The 16,557-nt window shown below is 49.1% G+C and carries 18 protein-coding genes; all 18 read right to left on the bottom strand.

Going from position 1 to position 16,557, the window contains the following annotated elements; all coding sequences use genetic code 11:
* Positions 1-2: 2 nt before the first annotated feature.
* The 18 genes from CHL76_RS12080 to CHL76_RS11995 all read right to left on the bottom strand — a co-directional run bounded on the left by CHL76_RS12080 (position 3) and on the right by CHL76_RS11995 (position 16,500).
* On the bottom strand, positions 3-272 hold the full coding sequence (locus tag CHL76_RS12080; protein WP_094908702.1) for a hypothetical protein: 270 nt from the start codon (positions 270-272) through the stop codon (positions 3-5).
* Between the two features lie 2 nt (positions 273-274).
* On the bottom strand, positions 275-724 hold the full coding sequence (locus CHL76_RS12075; protein WP_094908701.1) for a hypothetical protein: 450 nt from the start codon (positions 722-724) through the stop codon (positions 275-277).
* Positions 721-1,905 carry a MobP2 family relaxase gene (gene mobP2 / locus CHL76_RS12070; RefSeq protein WP_094908700.1) on the bottom strand — a complete coding sequence of 395 codons (1,185 nt, stop codon included), beginning with the start codon at positions 1,903-1,905 and terminating at the stop codon, positions 721-723. Before mobP2 ends, CHL76_RS12075 begins: the two co-directional genes overlap by 4 nt.
* A gap of 3 nt (positions 1,906-1,908) precedes the next feature.
* Positions 1,909-2,181 carry a hypothetical protein gene (locus tag CHL76_RS12065; protein WP_094908699.1) on the bottom strand — a complete coding sequence of 91 codons (273 nt, stop codon included), beginning with the start codon at positions 2,179-2,181 and terminating at the stop codon, positions 1,909-1,911.
* A gap of 285 nt (positions 2,182-2,466) precedes the next feature.
* On the bottom strand, positions 2,467-3,327 hold the full coding sequence (locus CHL76_RS12060; protein ID WP_094908698.1) for a hypothetical protein: 861 nt from the start codon (positions 3,325-3,327) through the stop codon (positions 2,467-2,469).
* Complete coding sequence (locus CHL76_RS12055) at positions 3,317-3,913, bottom strand: hypothetical protein (RefSeq protein WP_094908697.1); 597 nt, start codon at positions 3,911-3,913, stop codon at positions 3,317-3,319. Before CHL76_RS12055 ends, CHL76_RS12060 begins: the two co-directional genes overlap by 11 nt.
* 13 nt (positions 3,914-3,926) lie before the next feature.
* Positions 3,927-5,030 (bottom strand): bifunctional lytic transglycosylase/C40 family peptidase, encoded by a 1,104-nt coding sequence (locus CHL76_RS17290; RefSeq protein WP_233133397.1) that lies wholly within the window; start codon positions 5,028-5,030, stop codon positions 3,927-3,929.
* Positions 5,031-5,034: 4 nt separating this feature from the next.
* Positions 5,035-6,999, bottom strand: coding sequence for a VirB4 family type IV secretion system protein (locus CHL76_RS12045; protein ID WP_233133396.1), 1,965 nt, complete (start codon positions 6,997-6,999; stop codon positions 5,035-5,037).
* Positions 7,000-7,002: 3 nt separating this feature from the next.
* On the bottom strand, positions 7,003-7,650 hold the full coding sequence (locus CHL76_RS12040) for a hypothetical protein (RefSeq protein WP_094908696.1): 648 nt from the start codon (positions 7,648-7,650) through the stop codon (positions 7,003-7,005).
* Positions 7,651-7,974: a DUF5592 family protein gene (locus tag CHL76_RS12035; RefSeq protein WP_094908695.1), complete on the bottom strand. Its 324-nt coding sequence runs from the start codon at positions 7,972-7,974 to the stop codon at positions 7,651-7,653.
* A 15-nt stretch (positions 7,975-7,989) separates the two neighbouring features.
* The gene (locus tag CHL76_RS12030; RefSeq protein WP_094908694.1) at positions 7,990-11,061 is read right to left on the bottom strand and encodes a pLS20_p028 family conjugation system transmembrane protein; all 3,072 of its coding nucleotides are present in this window, start codon (positions 11,059-11,061) and stop codon (positions 7,990-7,992) included.
* Between the two features lie 24 nt (positions 11,062-11,085).
* Positions 11,086-11,289 (bottom strand): hypothetical protein, encoded by a 204-nt coding sequence (locus CHL76_RS12025; RefSeq protein ID WP_094908693.1) that lies wholly within the window; start codon positions 11,287-11,289, stop codon positions 11,086-11,088.
* On the bottom strand, positions 11,258-13,816 hold the full coding sequence (locus tag CHL76_RS12020) for a VirD4-like conjugal transfer protein, CD1115 family (protein ID WP_094908692.1): 2,559 nt from the start codon (positions 13,814-13,816) through the stop codon (positions 11,258-11,260). Before CHL76_RS12020 ends, CHL76_RS12025 begins: the two co-directional genes overlap by 32 nt.
* Positions 13,817-13,828: 12 nt before the next feature.
* Positions 13,829-14,833, bottom strand: coding sequence for a hypothetical protein (locus CHL76_RS12015; protein ID WP_143747458.1), 1,005 nt, complete (start codon positions 14,831-14,833; stop codon positions 13,829-13,831).
* Between the two features lie 181 nt (positions 14,834-15,014).
* Positions 15,015-15,287: a hypothetical protein gene (locus CHL76_RS12010; protein WP_094908690.1), complete on the bottom strand. Its 273-nt coding sequence runs from the start codon at positions 15,285-15,287 to the stop codon at positions 15,015-15,017.
* A 22-nt stretch (positions 15,288-15,309) separates the two neighbouring features.
* A complete protein-coding gene (locus CHL76_RS12005; RefSeq protein ID WP_094908689.1) occupies positions 15,310-15,528 on the bottom strand; it encodes a hypothetical protein in 219 nt (72 codons plus the stop codon).
* A gap of 13 nt (positions 15,529-15,541) precedes the next feature.
* Positions 15,542-15,973 carry a hypothetical protein gene (locus CHL76_RS12000; RefSeq protein ID WP_143747457.1) on the bottom strand — a complete coding sequence of 144 codons (432 nt, stop codon included), beginning with the start codon at positions 15,971-15,973 and terminating at the stop codon, positions 15,542-15,544.
* 293 nt (positions 15,974-16,266) lie between these two features.
* The gene (locus tag CHL76_RS11995) at positions 16,267-16,500 is read right to left on the bottom strand and encodes a hypothetical protein (RefSeq protein WP_094908687.1); all 234 of its coding nucleotides are present in this window, start codon (positions 16,498-16,500) and stop codon (positions 16,267-16,269) included.
* Positions 16,501-16,557 lie beyond the last annotated feature (57 nt).

The raw sequence follows: 16,557 nt of genomic DNA, 5'->3' as shown, positions 1-16,557 counted from the left end.
TGTTATCGCACATATCCATCATCATCCACGCCCACATCGAGATCCTTTAAGGCCGGATTATTGGCTTCGCCTTCCATCACATCACTGTCGAAAATTAATTGTTTTTCGTCCAGATCAACCAACACATATTCCATATCTGTTTCCACCATCATCTGTTGCAGAAGGCCCATATCTTTGGCTTCTAACGGAATCACCATTTCTTGTTTTTCGACCACCACCACCACGTCTGTTTCACCCATTTCTTGAATAAACCCAAATTCTTGTCGGCTCATCGTTATCCTCCTTGTGGTTGATTTTGTTTCTTCTCGTATTCGGCTTTTCGTTGTTGCAGGTTCGCAATTCGTTCATTCACTTCTTCTTTGGCCGTGGTATATGGTTTCGAGGTAAATTCACTGGTTGGCATAATATCGGAGATATTACTGCTAACCATTAAGCCGTTCATCAGTTCCAGAAGCATCTGCGAATTACGGTCCGTGTTGTTCACGCCCAGCTGTAACCGATTAAAATATTTATGAAATTCCTGTTCAATTTTTTGGTTCATTTGAGCCATTAACATGGATGTCACGTAGTCTCCCTTTTCCAAATCTTTGTGTTCCTGTTGGTGTTCTAACAGGAGTTGGTCAATGATCTTGGCCTGCGAACTTTCGTTTCGTTTTTCTTTCATTTCTTTGACGTAAGCATCGGCTTCTTCGGATAGCCGCACACGGCTAATAACATCACTCATAAGGATTGCCCCCTCTGGTTATTTTGGATATTTCGTTGCATCTGTTCATAGGCGTTCTGGTTCTGATAGCTGTTCAGTTCCGCATGGACCACCCGATTCAATCCATACTGTATCTGGTTCAAGGCCCGGTTCTTTTGAAAGTTCACTCGCTTCTGGTTTGTGCCAGAAGAACGTTGCTTTTGTTCGATATTTTTTTCCTTATAATCATACGATTTCATTTCCTGTAAGAACGTGTTTCCCATACGTTTATACAGATCATCTTTTTTGTTTCGTTTGTAATCTTTGTACCGAGATTCGTTCCCTTCTCCGTACACTTTTTTCAGCATCTTTTCTTCTTTATTCAATTTTTGATCGAGCTGTTTCATTTCTTTGGGAAAGTTTTTGTTCAGATATTTTTCCGTTAGTTTATCCAAATCGGGTTTCACATGATTGATATTTTGATACCCGTATTGCCAGTATCGTTTGTTTTCGGGCAGTTGCTTTTTGATCGCCAGAAAGTCTTTTTTCATGCCCCGGTCCATGCCTTTCATGTCCGGTTGTTCTTTCTTCTTATTCACGATCTTGTTTCGCATCAGATCATTAATTTCTTTGTGTTCAAACGAACGATCTTGAATCTTATTGACGAACGCCGACCGCATCCCTTCCAATGATTTCAGTTTACGTCTTCCCCGTTGATCGTCTCCCGGTTCTGTATCGACGGAAGCCAAATGAATATGAATGTTTTCGGTGTTATGGTGAACGGCTCCGGTCCACGTCATGGTGTCTTTAAAGTTATTTTTTTCGTGCATATCGGACACAGCTGCGCGGGTAACTTCTTTCAACTTTTTTTCATCTACCTGTTTGGTTGTTGGGTCATAAATGCCGTTTTCCTGTAACCACTCATTGTCAAAAGAGATCACGTCTTTATACAAAATGCTTCCTTTATTTTGGGCCTGTTTAAAATCATCCATCACTTGTTCTTTCCGTTCGTCTGTTAAATCATCGTGATACGCATTGAATAACGATGATGCTTTCTGGTCGTTATCCATGTAGTGATTATATGAAGCAAAATCCTGTTCGCTTTTTGCTTCGTCCCGGTCCATGTAATCAAGATACGTGGAATATCGTCTGTTGTTGGCTTTGCTTTTTCCCATTGTAAATTCCGACTTCACCACGACGGCTGTTTTGCTTCCGACCTCCATGCGTTATCCTTCCTCTCGTACCGCATCGATATCATCACTCATGCTTGTCAGCCATTCATTTTGTCGTTGCATCTGTTCACTGAATTGGTTCAGGGCTTCGGTGTTTTTTTCTATTAATGCTTTGTAGGCTTGATCGGTTTCGTTTAGTTCTTTTTGCATTACGTAGTTTTCGATCAATTCTTTCAGATAATGTTGTCGGGAAAGCCCTCGTTTTTTGGCTCGTTCGTCGATCGTTTGAATCACGATTGGACTTAATTCACGCACTAAAATGTTCATTGTTTTTGCTCCTTCCCTGTAACAAAATAACCCCAGTTCATAACAACCCCGGTGCAAGATCAAAATAGTTGCAAGAGCATAAGGGAAAAATGATATCACTTTGTGATATACCCGGCAGTGCCGGGTTTTTGGAGTGCTATCGTAAAAATTGCTTTTGTTCACGGATTTGTGAACAGTTTGTTCACGGATTTGTGAACAAAAACGGGGGTTGTTCACGGATTTGTGAACAACGTGACCTTGTTCATTTACAGGGTTTCGGTCAAAAATTGACCGATAACCTGTTTCTTATTGGAGCGAAATGCTTTCCTGTTTTTTCTGTTCTTCGTAACTGTCGATGCGTTGGTTTGCCATTTTGATCTGTTCATCCAGTGCATCTATATCGCCCTGGAGTTGTTTCTTTTCAGCTTCCAATGAGTTTAAATAACCGTCCGTTTCGGTTTGTTCTTCATCCGTTTGGTACGTCTTTTCTTGTTCAATTTGATTGGCTTCTTCGTCGAGATCAGCGATCTCTTGTTTTAAGGTTTGGCGTTCCTCTTTCTTCGTTTCAATGGTTTCTTCGGTGTCTTGAATGAGCGTGTTCATGATGTATTTCACGTAGCTGTATTCATCATTGGAAGGTATCGTTGCTTCTTCCACTTTCCGATAATCGGTGTACAGTTGAACCATTATTTCGACTTCTTCCGTGTTGGTTTCGGAAGCAGAATTGGTTGCAGAATCGTTATTTTCTTGTTCGGTTTGCTGGTCGATTTGAAGCAATACCTGTTGGTAGTTGGCCGAAATCTGGCTGATTTCAACCACCGCATAGTCGTTCATCTGGTACGTTTTTTCGACCGGAAGTTCTTCGCCGTCGGACCGTTGTTTGCTCATAAATTGCAGGGAATCCTGTTCAAAACGAAGATCGTTCATATCAATAACGACCTGCATTTTGTGCTTCTCTTGGTCGTAAATCCAGTCCAACACTTCCACATCACTGGTCCCACTGGTGCTGATTTCTTCGCCAATTGGAGACGCTTGAACCTCAATGGTTTCCTCCATGTACAGGTTGGATGTGCTAAATACAATGAAGCCTAACACCACCACGGCTGTGATCACTCCGAACCACTTGCTGGTCTTTTTTCGCAGGTTTAATCGGTCTTTATTCAGCATCGAATCCTCCTTCCGTATCTGAAATATCTTCCATGCGTTGCGCGACCCATGTGCCATTTTGTCGTTCAAAATAAACTTTCATGAGTACCGGACTGGTTTCATCTGTGCCGGTTTCGGTGTAATGAATCTGATGATCGAGCCGCACAATCACTTGGGCTTGTTCGCTATCTTCCATGTTTTTAATAAAGTATTCATCGTTCGCAATATCGGTCGTGACTTCGCCGCCCCCGTACATCTCCGCAGAGAAAAATCGGTCCATGAGTTGATCGCTCATGATGTTTTCTGCCTTGTCCTTTTGCTTCGCATAATTGTCCGTGGTATGCACAAAAGCGGTATTCATAAACGCAGCAGTTTGACTTTCCAGTTCATCGAACCGGGCTTCCCGTTCGGTTTTGGACTGGTACTCGACCTGCTGTTCTAAGGCGTCGTTTTCTTCTTGTAATTGGCTCACCTGGCTTTCTAATTCGTTTGCTTCGGCTTCCGTGGGAGCGTTCGTCTGGTTGCTAAAAAAGAAAAACCCATTGAACAACAATAATAGAAAAAGAAGCACGATCGAGAAGTATTTAAAGGTTTTGATCGTATCCATCCTGTCCCTCCTGTTATGACGAAATCCGTTTGACCCGGCCATTGAAATTGTCGCCCCAATAACCATCTTCCATGCTTTCAATCGCTACGCCCGTGCTTCCCTGCGAACCGATAAACTTGCCGTCCCCGGCATAAATCCCAACGTGGCCGTCCAGTTTATAGGTATCGAAAAACACCAGATCACCCGGTTGGGCGTTCGAGTAATCGACCCGTTGGCCTTTCGTTTTGAGCGAATCCGTGTTCACCGAGCCGAGGTTTCCGAGTTCCACCCCGACCTGTTCATACGCCCAAAACACAAAACTGGAACAATCAAACCGTCCGGCCTGTTGGTCACTCCGGGTACGGCCGCCGCCAAACACATAGTTGCTGTTGCCAATCCATTTTTCGCCTACTTGAACGACTTCGGCCACGTCTCCTTGAATCTCTGTGGTTGCCGTATTGGTGACGTATTTCATCACCGCATCCACGTACCCAATGTCGCCGTAACAAGCACCCGTTTCCGCACTTTCCGGCCGGATGCACGAATAGTTTCCGGTACTTTTGACTTTCTGATACTGCTGACGAGAGAACTCGATGGCTACCTCTTTGGAGTATTCGCCGTCATTGTTGGCGTTCGCATAATCAATAAAACCGCCGCCGAAATTATAACTCTGTAAGGCCAGTTTCACGTCACCATTGGCATCTTCTAATACCTTCGAGAAGTACCGGACGCCTTGTTCAATCGAGCGTTCCGGGTCGTCAATCGTGTTCGGAGGAAGGCCCAGCGATTCCGAGGATTGCATAATGTCATCGACCCGGCCGCCAGATTCCTGCATGGATAATGCCATGAGGATATTGACCTGATCGCTGACCCCAAATTCCTCCGCATACTGTTCATACACCGGCCGCAGGTTTTCAATTTTGGCTGAAATGTTCTGCGTTCCTCCGGCCACGAATGTGCCGGAGGTACTGTTATTATCCGAGGTTGTATCCATCATCACTTGAAAGAAACCAATCACCATCACGGTGAGAAAGACGGCCAGAAGCGCCGACAATCCGATGATGATACGCAGTTTCAATGTTCCCAGTTTGAGTAACGCACCCCCGGCTTTGGCGGCTCCTTTGGCTACCGTGTTCATGGTCTTACGCCCCTCCCCCGAATAGGTCTAGTTCCTGTTTGCTGACGTCCACTTTCATTTTGATGTTCTTCACCGACGATATGGAAAGCATCACTTCCCCTTTGGTGAGTTGAGGGATGCGTTCTAATTCCGACTGGTTGAGCTGTCCGGCGAAAATATCTTTCAGCCGGGAGAGCGATTCACTATCCTGTTCGCCAATGAACTTGTATTGCGTCAAACTGAACAGCTTTTTCACTTCTTCGGCCGCCCCTTCGTTCGCATTGGCTGGAACAAAATCTTCGATCACGTGGCTGGCAAAAAACAGGCCGCCGAAATACTTCCGGGCTTCCCGCATGAACGTCTGGAGGAACGTGACGCCGTGTTCCGAGCCTTTCCGGGTGTTAATGATGTGGTGTGCTTCGTCAATCAAAATCAAGTACCGCGCCGCATCCTCGAACCGCAGACGGTGTTTGTTGAACGCCCGGAGTTGAGGGTTGCCGTTCCCGAGCATCCCGTCCCACAGCATATTGAGGACGTTAAACAGTTGGGCTTGAAAGACTTCGGCCGACAGCTCCGACAAGTTCCGCAGATGAAACGCCACAAAGTCCTCTTTATCAAAGTCCGTGAGACTGGAGTGCGTGTTAAACAGCCGCCCGTAGGTTTCCTTTAAGTTCTTGATGTTGAGTTCAATGTTTTCCAGCCGTTCCCGGCGGTGAACACTTACATCTTCGTTGACTAAGCCTTGTTCTTTATTGATGTAGAGATCATCTTGAATCATGGTTAGCAGATCGCTAAAGATCGGGTATTCGTCCGGTTGTCGTTCCGTGATGTTGTTTTCTTCCGGGTCGATCTCGTCCGACCATAACCCCTGTTCCACGTACAGGCGGCGCAGGGTGTTCTGAAATTCTTTGATTTCCTCGTTGCTCACGTCCGGGCTGATGAACTGGTAAAAGACCTGCATTTTGGAGAGGTGCTTCGCAAACGATGCTTCCTGTTTGATTGTTCCCTCGTCCGTGGTTTCCGACCGGTACACCTGCAAGGGATTGATCGAGCCGTCCGAACCATCAAGCGCAATTTTTTGGCCGTCTAGGGCGTCGGCCAGTTCGCCAAATTCCCCGGTTACGTCCAACACCCGGACCTTGTGGCCTTTGATCGTATTGTCGAGCGCCATTTTTTTCAGCAGCGTGGATTTTCCCGACCCCATTTTCCCGACCATCACGGCATTGTAGAACTTGCGTTGATGATCTTGGTGGAACAGGTCAAAAATCACATTCCCGTGGGTATCGGTCGTGCCGTAGTGCGTCCCGAACGGGTCATCCAGGGACGTGTAATGGAACGGAAAGCCCCCGGCAAGCGACAACGCCGGAAGTTCGATGCCCTTGCGTTTGTTCGGGTATTTCATCTGATGCGAAAAGCTATCAAACAAACTGCCCCACTCATATTCCTGTTCATTCAGAAAGACGGACCCCCGGAAGTTGAGGGATTCCAGATGGTCGATCACCTTCTTGACGGTCACTTCCAGTTCATCGAGCGTCTTATTGGAGACGTACAGCCGCAACACAATGCGTTTCACGACTTCACCCTGCCGGATTTCGTTGTACACGCCGGAGAGTTCCTCGAACGATTCCGTGGCTTCGATCGCATCGGCCGTTTCTTTGGCCTGCATCGTCCGGGTTTTTTGTTCGGCCATGCTTTTGTTGAGTTTCGACATCACTTCCCGGCGGTCCGGCGTGGCGACATCGAGCGCCGCAATCACGTTTTCCATGCTCATGATTTCCTGTAACCAGAAGTCATTCACGATCGTTTGAAAGTCGTAAATATGCACACACGTTTCATACCCGTCGCCTTTACGGATATAGCTTTCGTTGAACTTGATGCCGCCCTGTGGCTGAATGGTACTCACCAGTTCCCGGTTGTAGCCGTCCGTTTGGCCCTGTTCCTGTTCTTCGTCTTTCGTTCCCCGTACTTTCTGCATGATGGATGCGAGCATGTGTTATCCCCTTTCGTGCGTGTGCCGGTTTTTGGAGTTCATATTATTTAATTTGTAGAGAATATTGATCTTCTTGTCGTCGGTTATTGGAATCACCGGGCAGACGGCGTGGAGGTGCCCTTCCACTTCCATGCGCCGGGATTGAAGCGTGTATTCATCATCGGCATATAAGAACAAATAAAATTCCCGGTTGGTGCGGCGTTGTTCGATGAATTGAAGTTCCTGGAGTTTCTTTTCTAAAAATAGGCGGTACTGCGGCTTTTTGGCCTGTTGCATTTTTTCAAGGATATGCCGTTGTTGGGAGGACGTATCCACCGGAAAATCAAACGGAATGATTTTAAAATCGTGGTTATAGCCCTGCAAGAAGGTCGCAAAATGATAAATCTTTTTGGTTTTATCGGTTTCATTCAGCGAATAAATATCGCTGGATGCGAGTTGCATCATATCCATATAGCCTTTGTTGTCCGGGAGTTCCAGAAAGCCGTTGCCCGTGAGATCAATCACGGGCGTAATGTCGGCAAAACTGGATTTCACTTTGGGCTTGGCTTCCTTTTTTCGCTTCTGGACTTGATCGCTTTCCACAAAGATGGCGGTCCCTTCGTTAGGCTTTTTGCCAAACCAACGGCCTTTCTGATCGTTAAACAGTGCCATTTAGCTGTCGCTCCTTTCCGTCTCATCGGCTTCTTCCACCGGGGAGTAATCAATCGCCGTGTACGTGTCTTTGCGGCGCATGATCGCATAGTACACGGCTTGATAAATGCGGCGTTTCGGGTTACTGGTAGGCCGTATCACAAGTAATAAAGCCACCAGTACCATGAAGCCGTAAAATCCCCAGATCAGATTGCCATGCACCAGATTGCTCATGACCATCGTGAAGGGAATTAACCCGATCAGTAGAAGAAAATCCGTCAGATACATCCATTTGTTGATTTTCAGTTCGGTACTCATATCTTTGGGGATGCGGTACGACGCCATGTTCTCCCTCCCTGCCTAGTTCTTTTTATTGTTTCGTTTGACGGTTTTCCGGGTGGTTTTCCCGAGATCATAGTTCCGTTTCATCGGTTCTTGGTGTTCCGTCACTCGTTCCCGGCGGTTTACCCGGCCTTCGGTCTGCCGGTGCGTGACCGACTGCTGAACGTCCTGTTCGGTATCGTTGCCCTGATGGTTGACCTGTTGTTCTTGATGAATGGTTTCCTTGCTTGTTCCTCCCCGGCTCCCCTGTTCGGTGGAGCGTTCCTGCCGGACGCTGTTTCCTCCGGCGTCCCTTGGCGAAGATGCCGGTGCGCTTGGCCCCGGTCCGGCCGAGGATGCCGGTGATGGATCTTCGTTGGCCCCGGTTTCGCCGCCAGACGTAGACGTGGTGTTTACTTGGCCGCCGTCCTGCCGGTGGTTCGTGGCCGTTTGGACCTCCTGTTCCACGTTTTGGGTTTGTTGCCCGTCTACTTCCTGCGTCACCTGTTCCCGGTGGGTTCCAGACGTTCCGGCACTGTCACCTTTGACGTTCTGAACGCTTGCGGTGTCTTGGCTGGAGCTGTTCGCATTGGCTGATGCCGGAGCGTTCCCCGTGGACGGTGTTTCCGGGCTTCCGGCGTTGGAAGCCGCCCCGGATTGGTTCGTCTGGACGTTGCCGCCCGATGCGGACTGTTGCCCTTGAACGGTCTGGACGTCCTGTTCCACGTTTTGGGTTTGTTGCCCGTCTACTTCCTGCGTCACCTGCTCCCGGTGCGTCCCGGCCGAGCCGGTGGTTTCGCCGTTCATGTGCTGAACGCTTGCCGTGTCTTGGCCGGAGCCGTTTGCACTGGCCGACGCCGGAGCGTTGCCCGTGGACGGCGTTTCCGGGCTTCCGGCGTTGGATGCCGAGCCGGATTGGTTCGTCTGGACGTTGCCGCCCGATGCGGACTGTTGCCCCTGTACGGTCTGGACGTCCTGTTCCACGTTTTGGGTACTGGTCCCGTCCATTTCCTGCGTGACACTTTCCCGATGTGTTCCGGCCGAGCCGGTAGTTTCGCCGTTCATGTGCTGAACGCTTGCGGTATCTCCGGTATCTGTATTAGCACTGGCCGATGCCGGAGCGTTCCCGGTGGACGATGTTTCCGTGGAAGCCGATGCGCCAGCCGCCCCGGACTGGTTGGTTTGGACGTTGCCGCCCGATGCGGACTGTTGCCCCTGTACGGTCTGCATGTCCTGTTCCACGTTTTGGGTACTGCTGCTATCGGTTTCCTGCGTCACCTGCTCCCGGTGCGTTCCGGCCGAGCCGGTGCTTTCGCCGTTCATGTGCTGAACACTGGCGGTATCTCCCGTGTCGGTGTTGGCATCCACCGATGCCGGAGTATCGCCCGTGGCCGGGGTGTCGTCCGTATCGGGGCTTGCCGTGGTTTCCGACGTTGACGAAGGGCGTTGCCCGTTGGCCGGAGACGTGGCATTGGCGTTGGTTCCTTGCCGGTTGGTTTGGCCTTTGGTCGGGCCGTCCGTCCCGGTTGCTTTCGCCTGTTCGTCGTCCATTTCCTCATGCAGAGATGGAATGGAACTTGGTTGGTCGTTCGCTTCTTGGTCCGACGTTGGGTTATCGGTTTGATCGGCCGATGAAGCGGCCGATGCCCCGTTGGTCGAGGATGCCGAGCCGTTGGCGGTTGATGTGTCGCCTTGATCGGTGACGCTTTCGTTGGCCGTGTCATTGTTCTGGCTGTCCGTTCCGGATTTGTTGCCCCGGTAGTCGGCCATGTTTGCCACATTGCCGGTTCCTTTCTGTCCGGCCTGTCCTTCGGCGGCTTGGGAGACGTCCTCCCGGTCCTGGCTGTTGCCGGTGTTCGGATTGCCCGAGCCGCCCGAGCCGCCCGAGCCGCCGGTGCTTGGTTCCTTGTTGTTGCTCATGTTGTCGCTGATGTTTCTCACGCCACTCATGCCGGCTTTCGTTACCCCGGCGGCGCCTTTAGCGGCCGCATACGTGCCAGCCAGAGCGCCCCAGCTGGATTTCAACCCGGCGTCTAGGCCAAAGAGCCGTTCGACAATGTTTGGCCCGTCTAACACGGCCACACTTAGGCCCACCATGCCGAGCACGTACACCAGTCCATCGGTGCTGTCGTTCAGCATGTCGGCCGCAATCATGTAGATTTTTAGGGATAAAAAGACCATGATCGTGACCATAAAAATACTGATAATGTTCTGGACCACCTGTTTCATCCGTTGGCCGGAGTGCATGTCGGACGCCGCCACGAGCGGAGCCAGTACATAGTTAAAGGCCAGATTGAAAAACAGCGTGGCGAGTTTGACACCAATAATCACTAACACGGCGGCAACGACCGTCAGCGTTGCGATTAAAGGGACCCAATCCACGTTATAGCGGTAATAGTATTCCTGCGTAATGTTGGAAATCCAGCCGCCGTCCTCCAAGTCGGTGACTTGCCGGGTCCCGTCTGGCAACGTCTGAATTTTTTTCGAGACAATGTCTTGTCCTCTATCATTCAAGGTTTCATCGCTATTGATCTGCGTATCTTCATTCAGCGGCGCATTGATCGTAAGGTCTTGGGCGTAGGACGGATTGATCTGATTTTCTTCTTCCAATTCGGTGCTTTCCCATCCTTGTAGATCATAGAGCGCCACATCGGTAATGTTGTTCTTGATCGCATCATCGGCTAAGGTGTTGGTCCCATTCTCAAAGTTCACCGCATCCACGGCTTGATCGGTAAATTCGTTGGCCTGATTCATGCCGACCGATAAAATGGTCATGATCGCCAGTGCCATGAATACGTTCGAGACAAGGGCCGGTCGGTTCACAGCGTCCTGTTTCAAGATAAGCAGATAGCCAATGAACATGAGGTTGATCGCCATGAGGATAACCAACACGGGTTGCATCGTGTTCACAAATTCGGTGATCTGCGGGTTATCGTATAAGAGTTTCAGTCCCAGCATCGAATCCGTGATGTTCTGGAACGCATCAACAATCCACGCCATGCCTTTCACAAACATCCATGCCATCATGCGAAGCAGATCAATCACGATCGTGCCTTTCGTTAATTCGTCGGAAAACCGTTCAAGGTATTCCAGTATTTGTTCATCGTTCACGGCGTTCCCTCCTTTCGGCCCGGTCTAGCAGGTCAAAAACTCGTTCACACTGGTGTTGATCGCATAATCGTATTCATCCACGAGCACGTCCACATTCCCGGAATCATCGTTCTTTTCTTTGACTTTGACCGTTCCATCCGTGAGCCGGATAATCAGTTCGCCCCCCACCTTCATATCTTCAAAATGGTGCAAGACGTCAGCCAGTCGTTGAAGAGATCGGTTCGGCATGTTCATTCTCCCCTTTGTCGATGGATTTCTGATACTTTCGGCGTTCATTTTTAATAGCATCTTTCGTTTGGGTCATCATTCGTTCGGGTATCCATTCGGCTTCGTTCCATTCGGTTAATGAAGCCTCACACTCGCTCACATTCATCTGATGCACGTCTAAAGGAACTTGCTGGTCTAATATCTGCAAGAGCGTAGCATCTATCACCTCTTGAACGGGCTTGCTTTCAAAGGCCGCCGCATCCTCACTGATGCCTACGGCCTGTTTCGGTGCGTTATTATCGGCCGGTTGGTTGTTGTCGCCTTCCTTTTGTTGGTCGTTGGAAGAAGGTGATTGGGGTTGATCTTGCTTTGGCCCGTCTTGATTGGCCGGTCCGTGATCGGTGGTTTCTTCCTCGAATCGGTAAATCACTTTTGTCAGATCAAGCCCTGCATGGTCACAGGTAATATTAATGTCCTCCAGGTCGGTGTCGGTATTAAATTGGTCACTTAAATATTCATACCGGAATTTCATTTGACTCTTGCCGTGGTTGAAAATCGGGTACGGGGTCACGTTTTCCCGGTTCAAGTCCTCCCGTTTGATGCCCCGGTACACCACCATTTCGCCCGGTTTCAATCGTCCGAGTTCGGACGCATCGAGCAGGCGGCGGCCGTCCGTCCCTTCGGTCTTGTTTTTATCCGTACTAAGCGTACTCCCGGACCGGCTGTTGGAGCTGATTGTCTTTTCGCCCAGCAGTTTGGAAAATTCCTCGTTCGTTTCATAGTCCGTAGAAAGCAGATACATTTTATTGGCACAGTTGCCAATAATGTTGTCGGCTTCCTTGTCGTATTTGTGCTTGATCTGCGAAAGGTCCTGCACGACCAGATTAAAGTGAATCCGGCGGCCGAGACTGACCGTAATCATGTTGCCCATGTCCGAGATCGCGGGCATGTTCCCAAATTCATCTAAAATAAAGACGACTTGCCGAATACATTTCCGTCCCGGCGTGAAGTACGACGTTTTCGCCAGTTCGGTGTACAGCTGCTTGACGTAAAGGGACGCAATCACATGCAGGGACGTATCATCATCCGGGGTTAATAGAAAGACGGCCGTGGGCTTCGTGAAGTGTTCAAATTCCCGGAGCGTAATCACCTCTTGTGGTTCGTTCTGGACCTTGTACGTAACTGTTCCGGTTTCTTCGTTAATGGCTTCCACCATCACCGTGAGGGTTGTGTCTTTCTTATGATCGTGAAAGGTCACGGTCTGGCCTTTTTCCAGTGATCGGTCATGACTGAACTTAAACAGGCCATTCGTGTTCGCCCGGGTTCGTTCCGTTCCTTCCGGGAACGTGGCCGTGACTTCGCCCTGCGCCGATGCAATGCCCGTGATGTGCTTGCCAAACCCGACCTTTCGCATATCAAAGGAATGGTGCGAGGTCATTTTCGCAATCGGCGTGAGCGTGAAAATGCTCAACTTATCAAACGCATTGGCATAAATCCCAGCGACCGTCTGGCCTGCCCCACTTGCGAATTTCACCGTGGCATACTGGAGTTTGGCCGGATGGCTTGCTGGCAGACTGTCAAAAAAGTCGTCCAGTCCTGTTCGTGTGTTGCCTTTTTCATCGGCGGTCTGTTGGCTTGCCAGTTCGTTAAGGATGTTCGCCACGGAGTACATCGTGATTTTTTCCGGGTGGTCCGGCAGGTTCTTTTCGCACAGCCCCAAAATTAGCGCTGTGCATAAGGAACTGGCCGAATCCTGCCAGAATTTATCTTTGGCTTCCGGGTCCGAGTACAGCATGTGAGCAATCGCCTTCGCATGTTGTTCAGCCTTCCCCAGATCGCCTTCCTCATAGGCGTCAATCACCATGCGGAGGATCTGAAAACTCATGGACCGGATTTCCGGTTCGATCAAGTTCAGGGCTTCCACATGATAGCCCCGGTGTTCGAGCGTTGCCTTTGATGCCGCCAATAACTCGCCTTTGGGGTCATTTAAAACCATTGACGCCTTCTGTTCGGCCCGGGAGTAAATGTCGATCATCGGAAACATACCGATTTCGCCTTTACCACTTCTTGTTGTTCCTATCCATAAGTTATTGCTTTTGGAATCATCAATGTATATCTGCTTGCCTTCCCGAGAAACCGGGACGCCGCCTTCACCGGGGAAGCGCTGTTCTTCTTCCGTTGCTTTTTCGGGAATCGCTTTGTACTGCTGTTGAATCTCTTTCAAGGTCGTAAAGCGACTGGACCCTTTGGCATCCCCTTCGGTAAGGTCTTTAAAGTTACTCCTTAGTTTGTAATAGAAAATGCCGCCCACGATCAGCGTTGCGATAAATAGAAACAAATAACCAAGCGCCGGAATGTCTGAGGTCGTGAATAGTAACCCTAAGAAGTTAAAGGACACGCCGGGAGGGTCCGGGTTGCCAAGCCCTTGAAGCAGGTTGCGAACGTTGGTGATACAAAAATTAATCAGCGTATTGGATAATAGAAAAAACACCAATGCCCCGAGCAGGGCTAAAATGCCGTGGGCTTTTTTTGTTTTGAGTATTTTCATCCTGTCTCTCCTTTAAAGGTCGTCTTGTTGCTGTTGCGCTTCTTCTTTGTCCTGTTCCAATTCCTCGATCTTGTCCGCATCCTCGTCCTCGTCCAGATCGTCGATCTGACTGTTCAAATCATCTATCGTGGACTGATTTTCTTGATACGTGTCGATGGTTTCCCGAACGGCATCATTCTGGTGGTTCTGATAGACCTGTTCAGCTCCTTCCACATCGTCTTGATGCAGATAGGCTTTTGCCAGCATTTCGCTTCGGCGGTTCGTCATGTCTACGTTGTCGGTCTGAATCACTTTCTCGTAGTTGCCGTTCTGATAGGCCAGTTCAAACGCCCCTTCGTCCGTAGGAAACGCATCGTGATAGGCGTTCAATGTATCGGTATTCTTGTTCAAGCGAATAAATTCCACGGCCGTGGCTTTGTTGTCGAACAGCTTGTTCATCTGTTGAAACTGGTCCTTGTCGGCCAGAAAACTGGCATAGATATTGCGTTCCTGCGTGGAAAGATCGGCCGGGTCTTTATCCTTGTAGTAATCCAGCAATTCCTGTTCATCCCCCATCAGCGCATCTTGATAGGTGCTGACTTTGGCTTCCTGCGTTTCCTTCGTGTTCGTGACTTCCTGCATTTCCGCACTGACCGAGGATAATTGCAAAATAAAGAAGGAAAACAGGCCAATAGACGTGAGAACGAAAAAGGCCGCCACGCCGTACACCGTTTTGCGTTGCCACCGTTTCAACCGGGACACATAGTTGGCATCCACGTTCTCGTTCGGGCTGATCTGTTCCTCGAATTTGTATTGTTCTTCTACCAATGCATCCATATCTTCCAGAAAACCCAGCCGTATCCGTTCTTTTTCCTTGCTGGTGCGAATCTTCGGCAGGTTCTTTTTGATGTGCATGAACAGGTTCGGGGCCTGTTTGCTTCCAAACGTAAACCGGCCTTCATACATTTCTTCGTTCAAATCATCGTCCAAGACGTAGAAATAGGCCGGAATGGTCTTGTTCTGGTCTCGCATGTCCATTTCGATCTCCTGCGAGAGTTTGACGGCTTCATCGAAGGGCATCCGTTGATGCCGAGGAATCTTCGGGTGATTACCTTGCGTAAAATTCACGTGCAGCATGGTTCGTCCTCCTTAAAAAAAGCATGAAAAAAAGAGCCGCAGAACGGCTCTTGTTTCGATGCTAGATAATTATATGATGTCGTTAAAAGGATATATTGGAATCAATCGCTTGGGCCAGCCCGTAAGCGCCCATCACGATCACAAGGCCGGCCGCTGCGCCGATAAACCATCCGACCGATTTGGTCCGGCCACGGTCGCCGCCGAGAATCAAGTAATAGCCGCCGACACACAGCGCAATTGCCGCGCAAATCAGCCCCATTGTTTGGGCCATGCTTAAAATTTGTTCGCCGGTCGATACCAGTCCGTCAACGCCTGCGGCCCCAACGGTCAAAGATTGTGCCATTAGTTCTTTCATCGTTGTCCCTCCTAAGAGTGTGTTAGTATCGTTCGGTGGATGCTTCGGTGCGTGAAGATGTTGGTTCGTTGGCTGGCGTTTTCTCGTTACTGTCCTCGTCCAAGCCGACAAAATCCAACAGATGATCGTCAATGTATTTGGTGTGCTGTTCGTGCAACCAGTCCTCGTAGTTCACGTTCTGTTTTTCCATCATTTTTCGAGCAATATCTTTTTTCTGTTTTTGTTCCTTTCGTCCTGCCACGGAGACACCTCGTTTATTCAGCGTATTTTTCGACAAAGGCTTGCAGTTCACCCTCGTATTCTTCTCGTTGAATGTCGTCCCCGTCCACCTCAAATTCTTCTAATACTTCACCGTTCTCGACGTACACCACATCATCACTAGGATGAATTAAATCCATTTTTCCACTGTTTTCATTGGCCCGGTCTTTCGTTTCTTGGTCATACTCCCACCCGTTCGTATACGTGAGCGTGGCACTGGTTTCGTCAAATGCCTGGAACACGTTATCTTTGGCTTCGTCCACGTCCGGGCTGTAAATATACATCGCAAACCCGGTGAAATCATCAGCATTGATCGTTTCCATGAACTGATCGTAGTCCTCGATTTCTTCCGTGGCCGGACCGCCGCAGGCCGACAGCGTGAGAACAGAACCAAGCAACGGCACAAGAGCCAGACGTTTCATTCGCATTACAAACATCCTTTCCTGTACACTTCCCCCTTCCTTCTGGTTCGGTGTTCGGGGACTTCCACTTTATGGCTGAAAGCGGGAACCCTATGGAAACATGCGTACAGCCGGAGCCGTAGCTTCCCAATGCACAACGTTTTAGGCATGCACGAAGAACCAGAAAGAAAAGCGACATTTTACGCCGTCAAAGTAGCGGCGAGTTTTAGGCTGGAATTCGCAAACCTGCATCGAAGTCGTATATCCTCAAGATCATGCCGGAAAATCAGAAGGACACGCAATATGTAGTTATAGACGTGCTATTGATGTAAGATCAACTCTTCCTCAGGTTTTTTTCGTTTGGCGATCTGACAGCGCTGATGATTCTGTGCAGAACGTACTCGATAGTAAATGTCGGCTAATCGAGCGACTTTCCCTTTTCGTTCCACTGCCATACTGCCTTTTAGTTCATAGTATTCATCATCAAATGTGCGGATAAATTTGGCTCGAAAAGCCAACTCACATGAGGACACTCTCTGTTGTTTTTGATTCATTTCCCTCACCTCGATATGAAAATCCGTAAAAATTATTATCTTAGTTATTTTTATTTG

It is taken from the genome of Marinococcus halophilus, assembly GCF_002265875.1.
Lineage (GTDB): Bacteria > Bacillota > Bacilli > Bacillales > Marinococcaceae > Marinococcus > Marinococcus halophilus.
This window is presented reverse-complemented; position numbering and strand designations above follow the sequence as displayed.

Bases quoted from the DNA above. Each gene is read 5' to 3' on its own strand.
- CHL76_RS12055 (WP_094908697.1), bottom strand. From the start codon at position 3,913: ATGGATACGATCAAAACCTTTAAATACTTCTCGATCGTGCTTCTTTTT.
- CHL76_RS12080 (WP_094908702.1), bottom strand. From the start codon at position 272: ATGAGCCGACAAGAATTTGGGTTTATTCAAGAAATGGGTGAAACAGAC.
- CHL76_RS12040 (WP_094908696.1), bottom strand. From the start codon at position 7,650: ATGGCACTGTTTAACGATCAGAAAGGCCGTTGGTTTGGCAAAAAGCCT.
- CHL76_RS12045 (WP_233133396.1), bottom strand. From the start codon at position 6,999: ATGCTCGCATCCATCATGCAGAAAGTACGGGGAACGAAAGACGAAGAA.
- CHL76_RS17290 (WP_233133397.1), bottom strand. From the start codon at position 5,030: ATGAACACGGTAGCCAAAGGAGCCGCCAAAGCCGGGGGTGCGTTACTC.
- CHL76_RS12000 (WP_143747457.1), bottom strand. From the start codon at position 15,973: ATGCGAATGAAACGTCTGGCTCTTGTGCCGTTGCTTGGTTCTGTTCTC.
- CHL76_RS12010 (WP_094908690.1), bottom strand. From the start codon at position 15,287: ATGAAAGAACTAATGGCACAATCTTTGACCGTTGGGGCCGCAGGCGTT.
- CHL76_RS12065 (WP_094908699.1), bottom strand. From the start codon at position 2,181: ATGAACATTTTAGTGCGTGAATTAAGTCCAATCGTGATTCAAACGATC.
- CHL76_RS12075 (WP_094908701.1), bottom strand. From the start codon at position 724: ATGAGTGATGTTATTAGCCGTGTGCGGCTATCCGAAGAAGCCGATGCT.
- CHL76_RS11995 (WP_094908687.1), bottom strand. From the start codon at position 16,500: ATGAATCAAAAACAACAGAGAGTGTCCTCATGTGAGTTGGCTTTTCGA.
- CHL76_RS12020 (WP_094908692.1), bottom strand. From the start codon at position 13,816: ATGAAAATACTCAAAACAAAAAAAGCCCACGGCATTTTAGCCCTGCTC.
- mobP2 (WP_094908700.1), bottom strand. From the start codon at position 1,905: ATGGAGGTCGGAAGCAAAACAGCCGTCGTGGTGAAGTCGGAATTTACA.
- CHL76_RS12035 (WP_094908695.1), bottom strand. From the start codon at position 7,974: ATGGCGTCGTACCGCATCCCCAAAGATATGAGTACCGAACTGAAAATC.
- CHL76_RS12060 (WP_094908698.1), bottom strand. From the start codon at position 3,327: ATGCTGAATAAAGACCGATTAAACCTGCGAAAAAAGACCAGCAAGTGG.
- CHL76_RS12015 (WP_143747458.1), bottom strand. From the start codon at position 14,833: ATGGACATGCGAGACCAGAACAAGACCATTCCGGCCTATTTCTACGTC.
- CHL76_RS12025 (WP_094908693.1), bottom strand. From the start codon at position 11,289: ATGCCGAACCGATCTCTTCAACGACTGGCTGACGTCTTGCACCATTTT.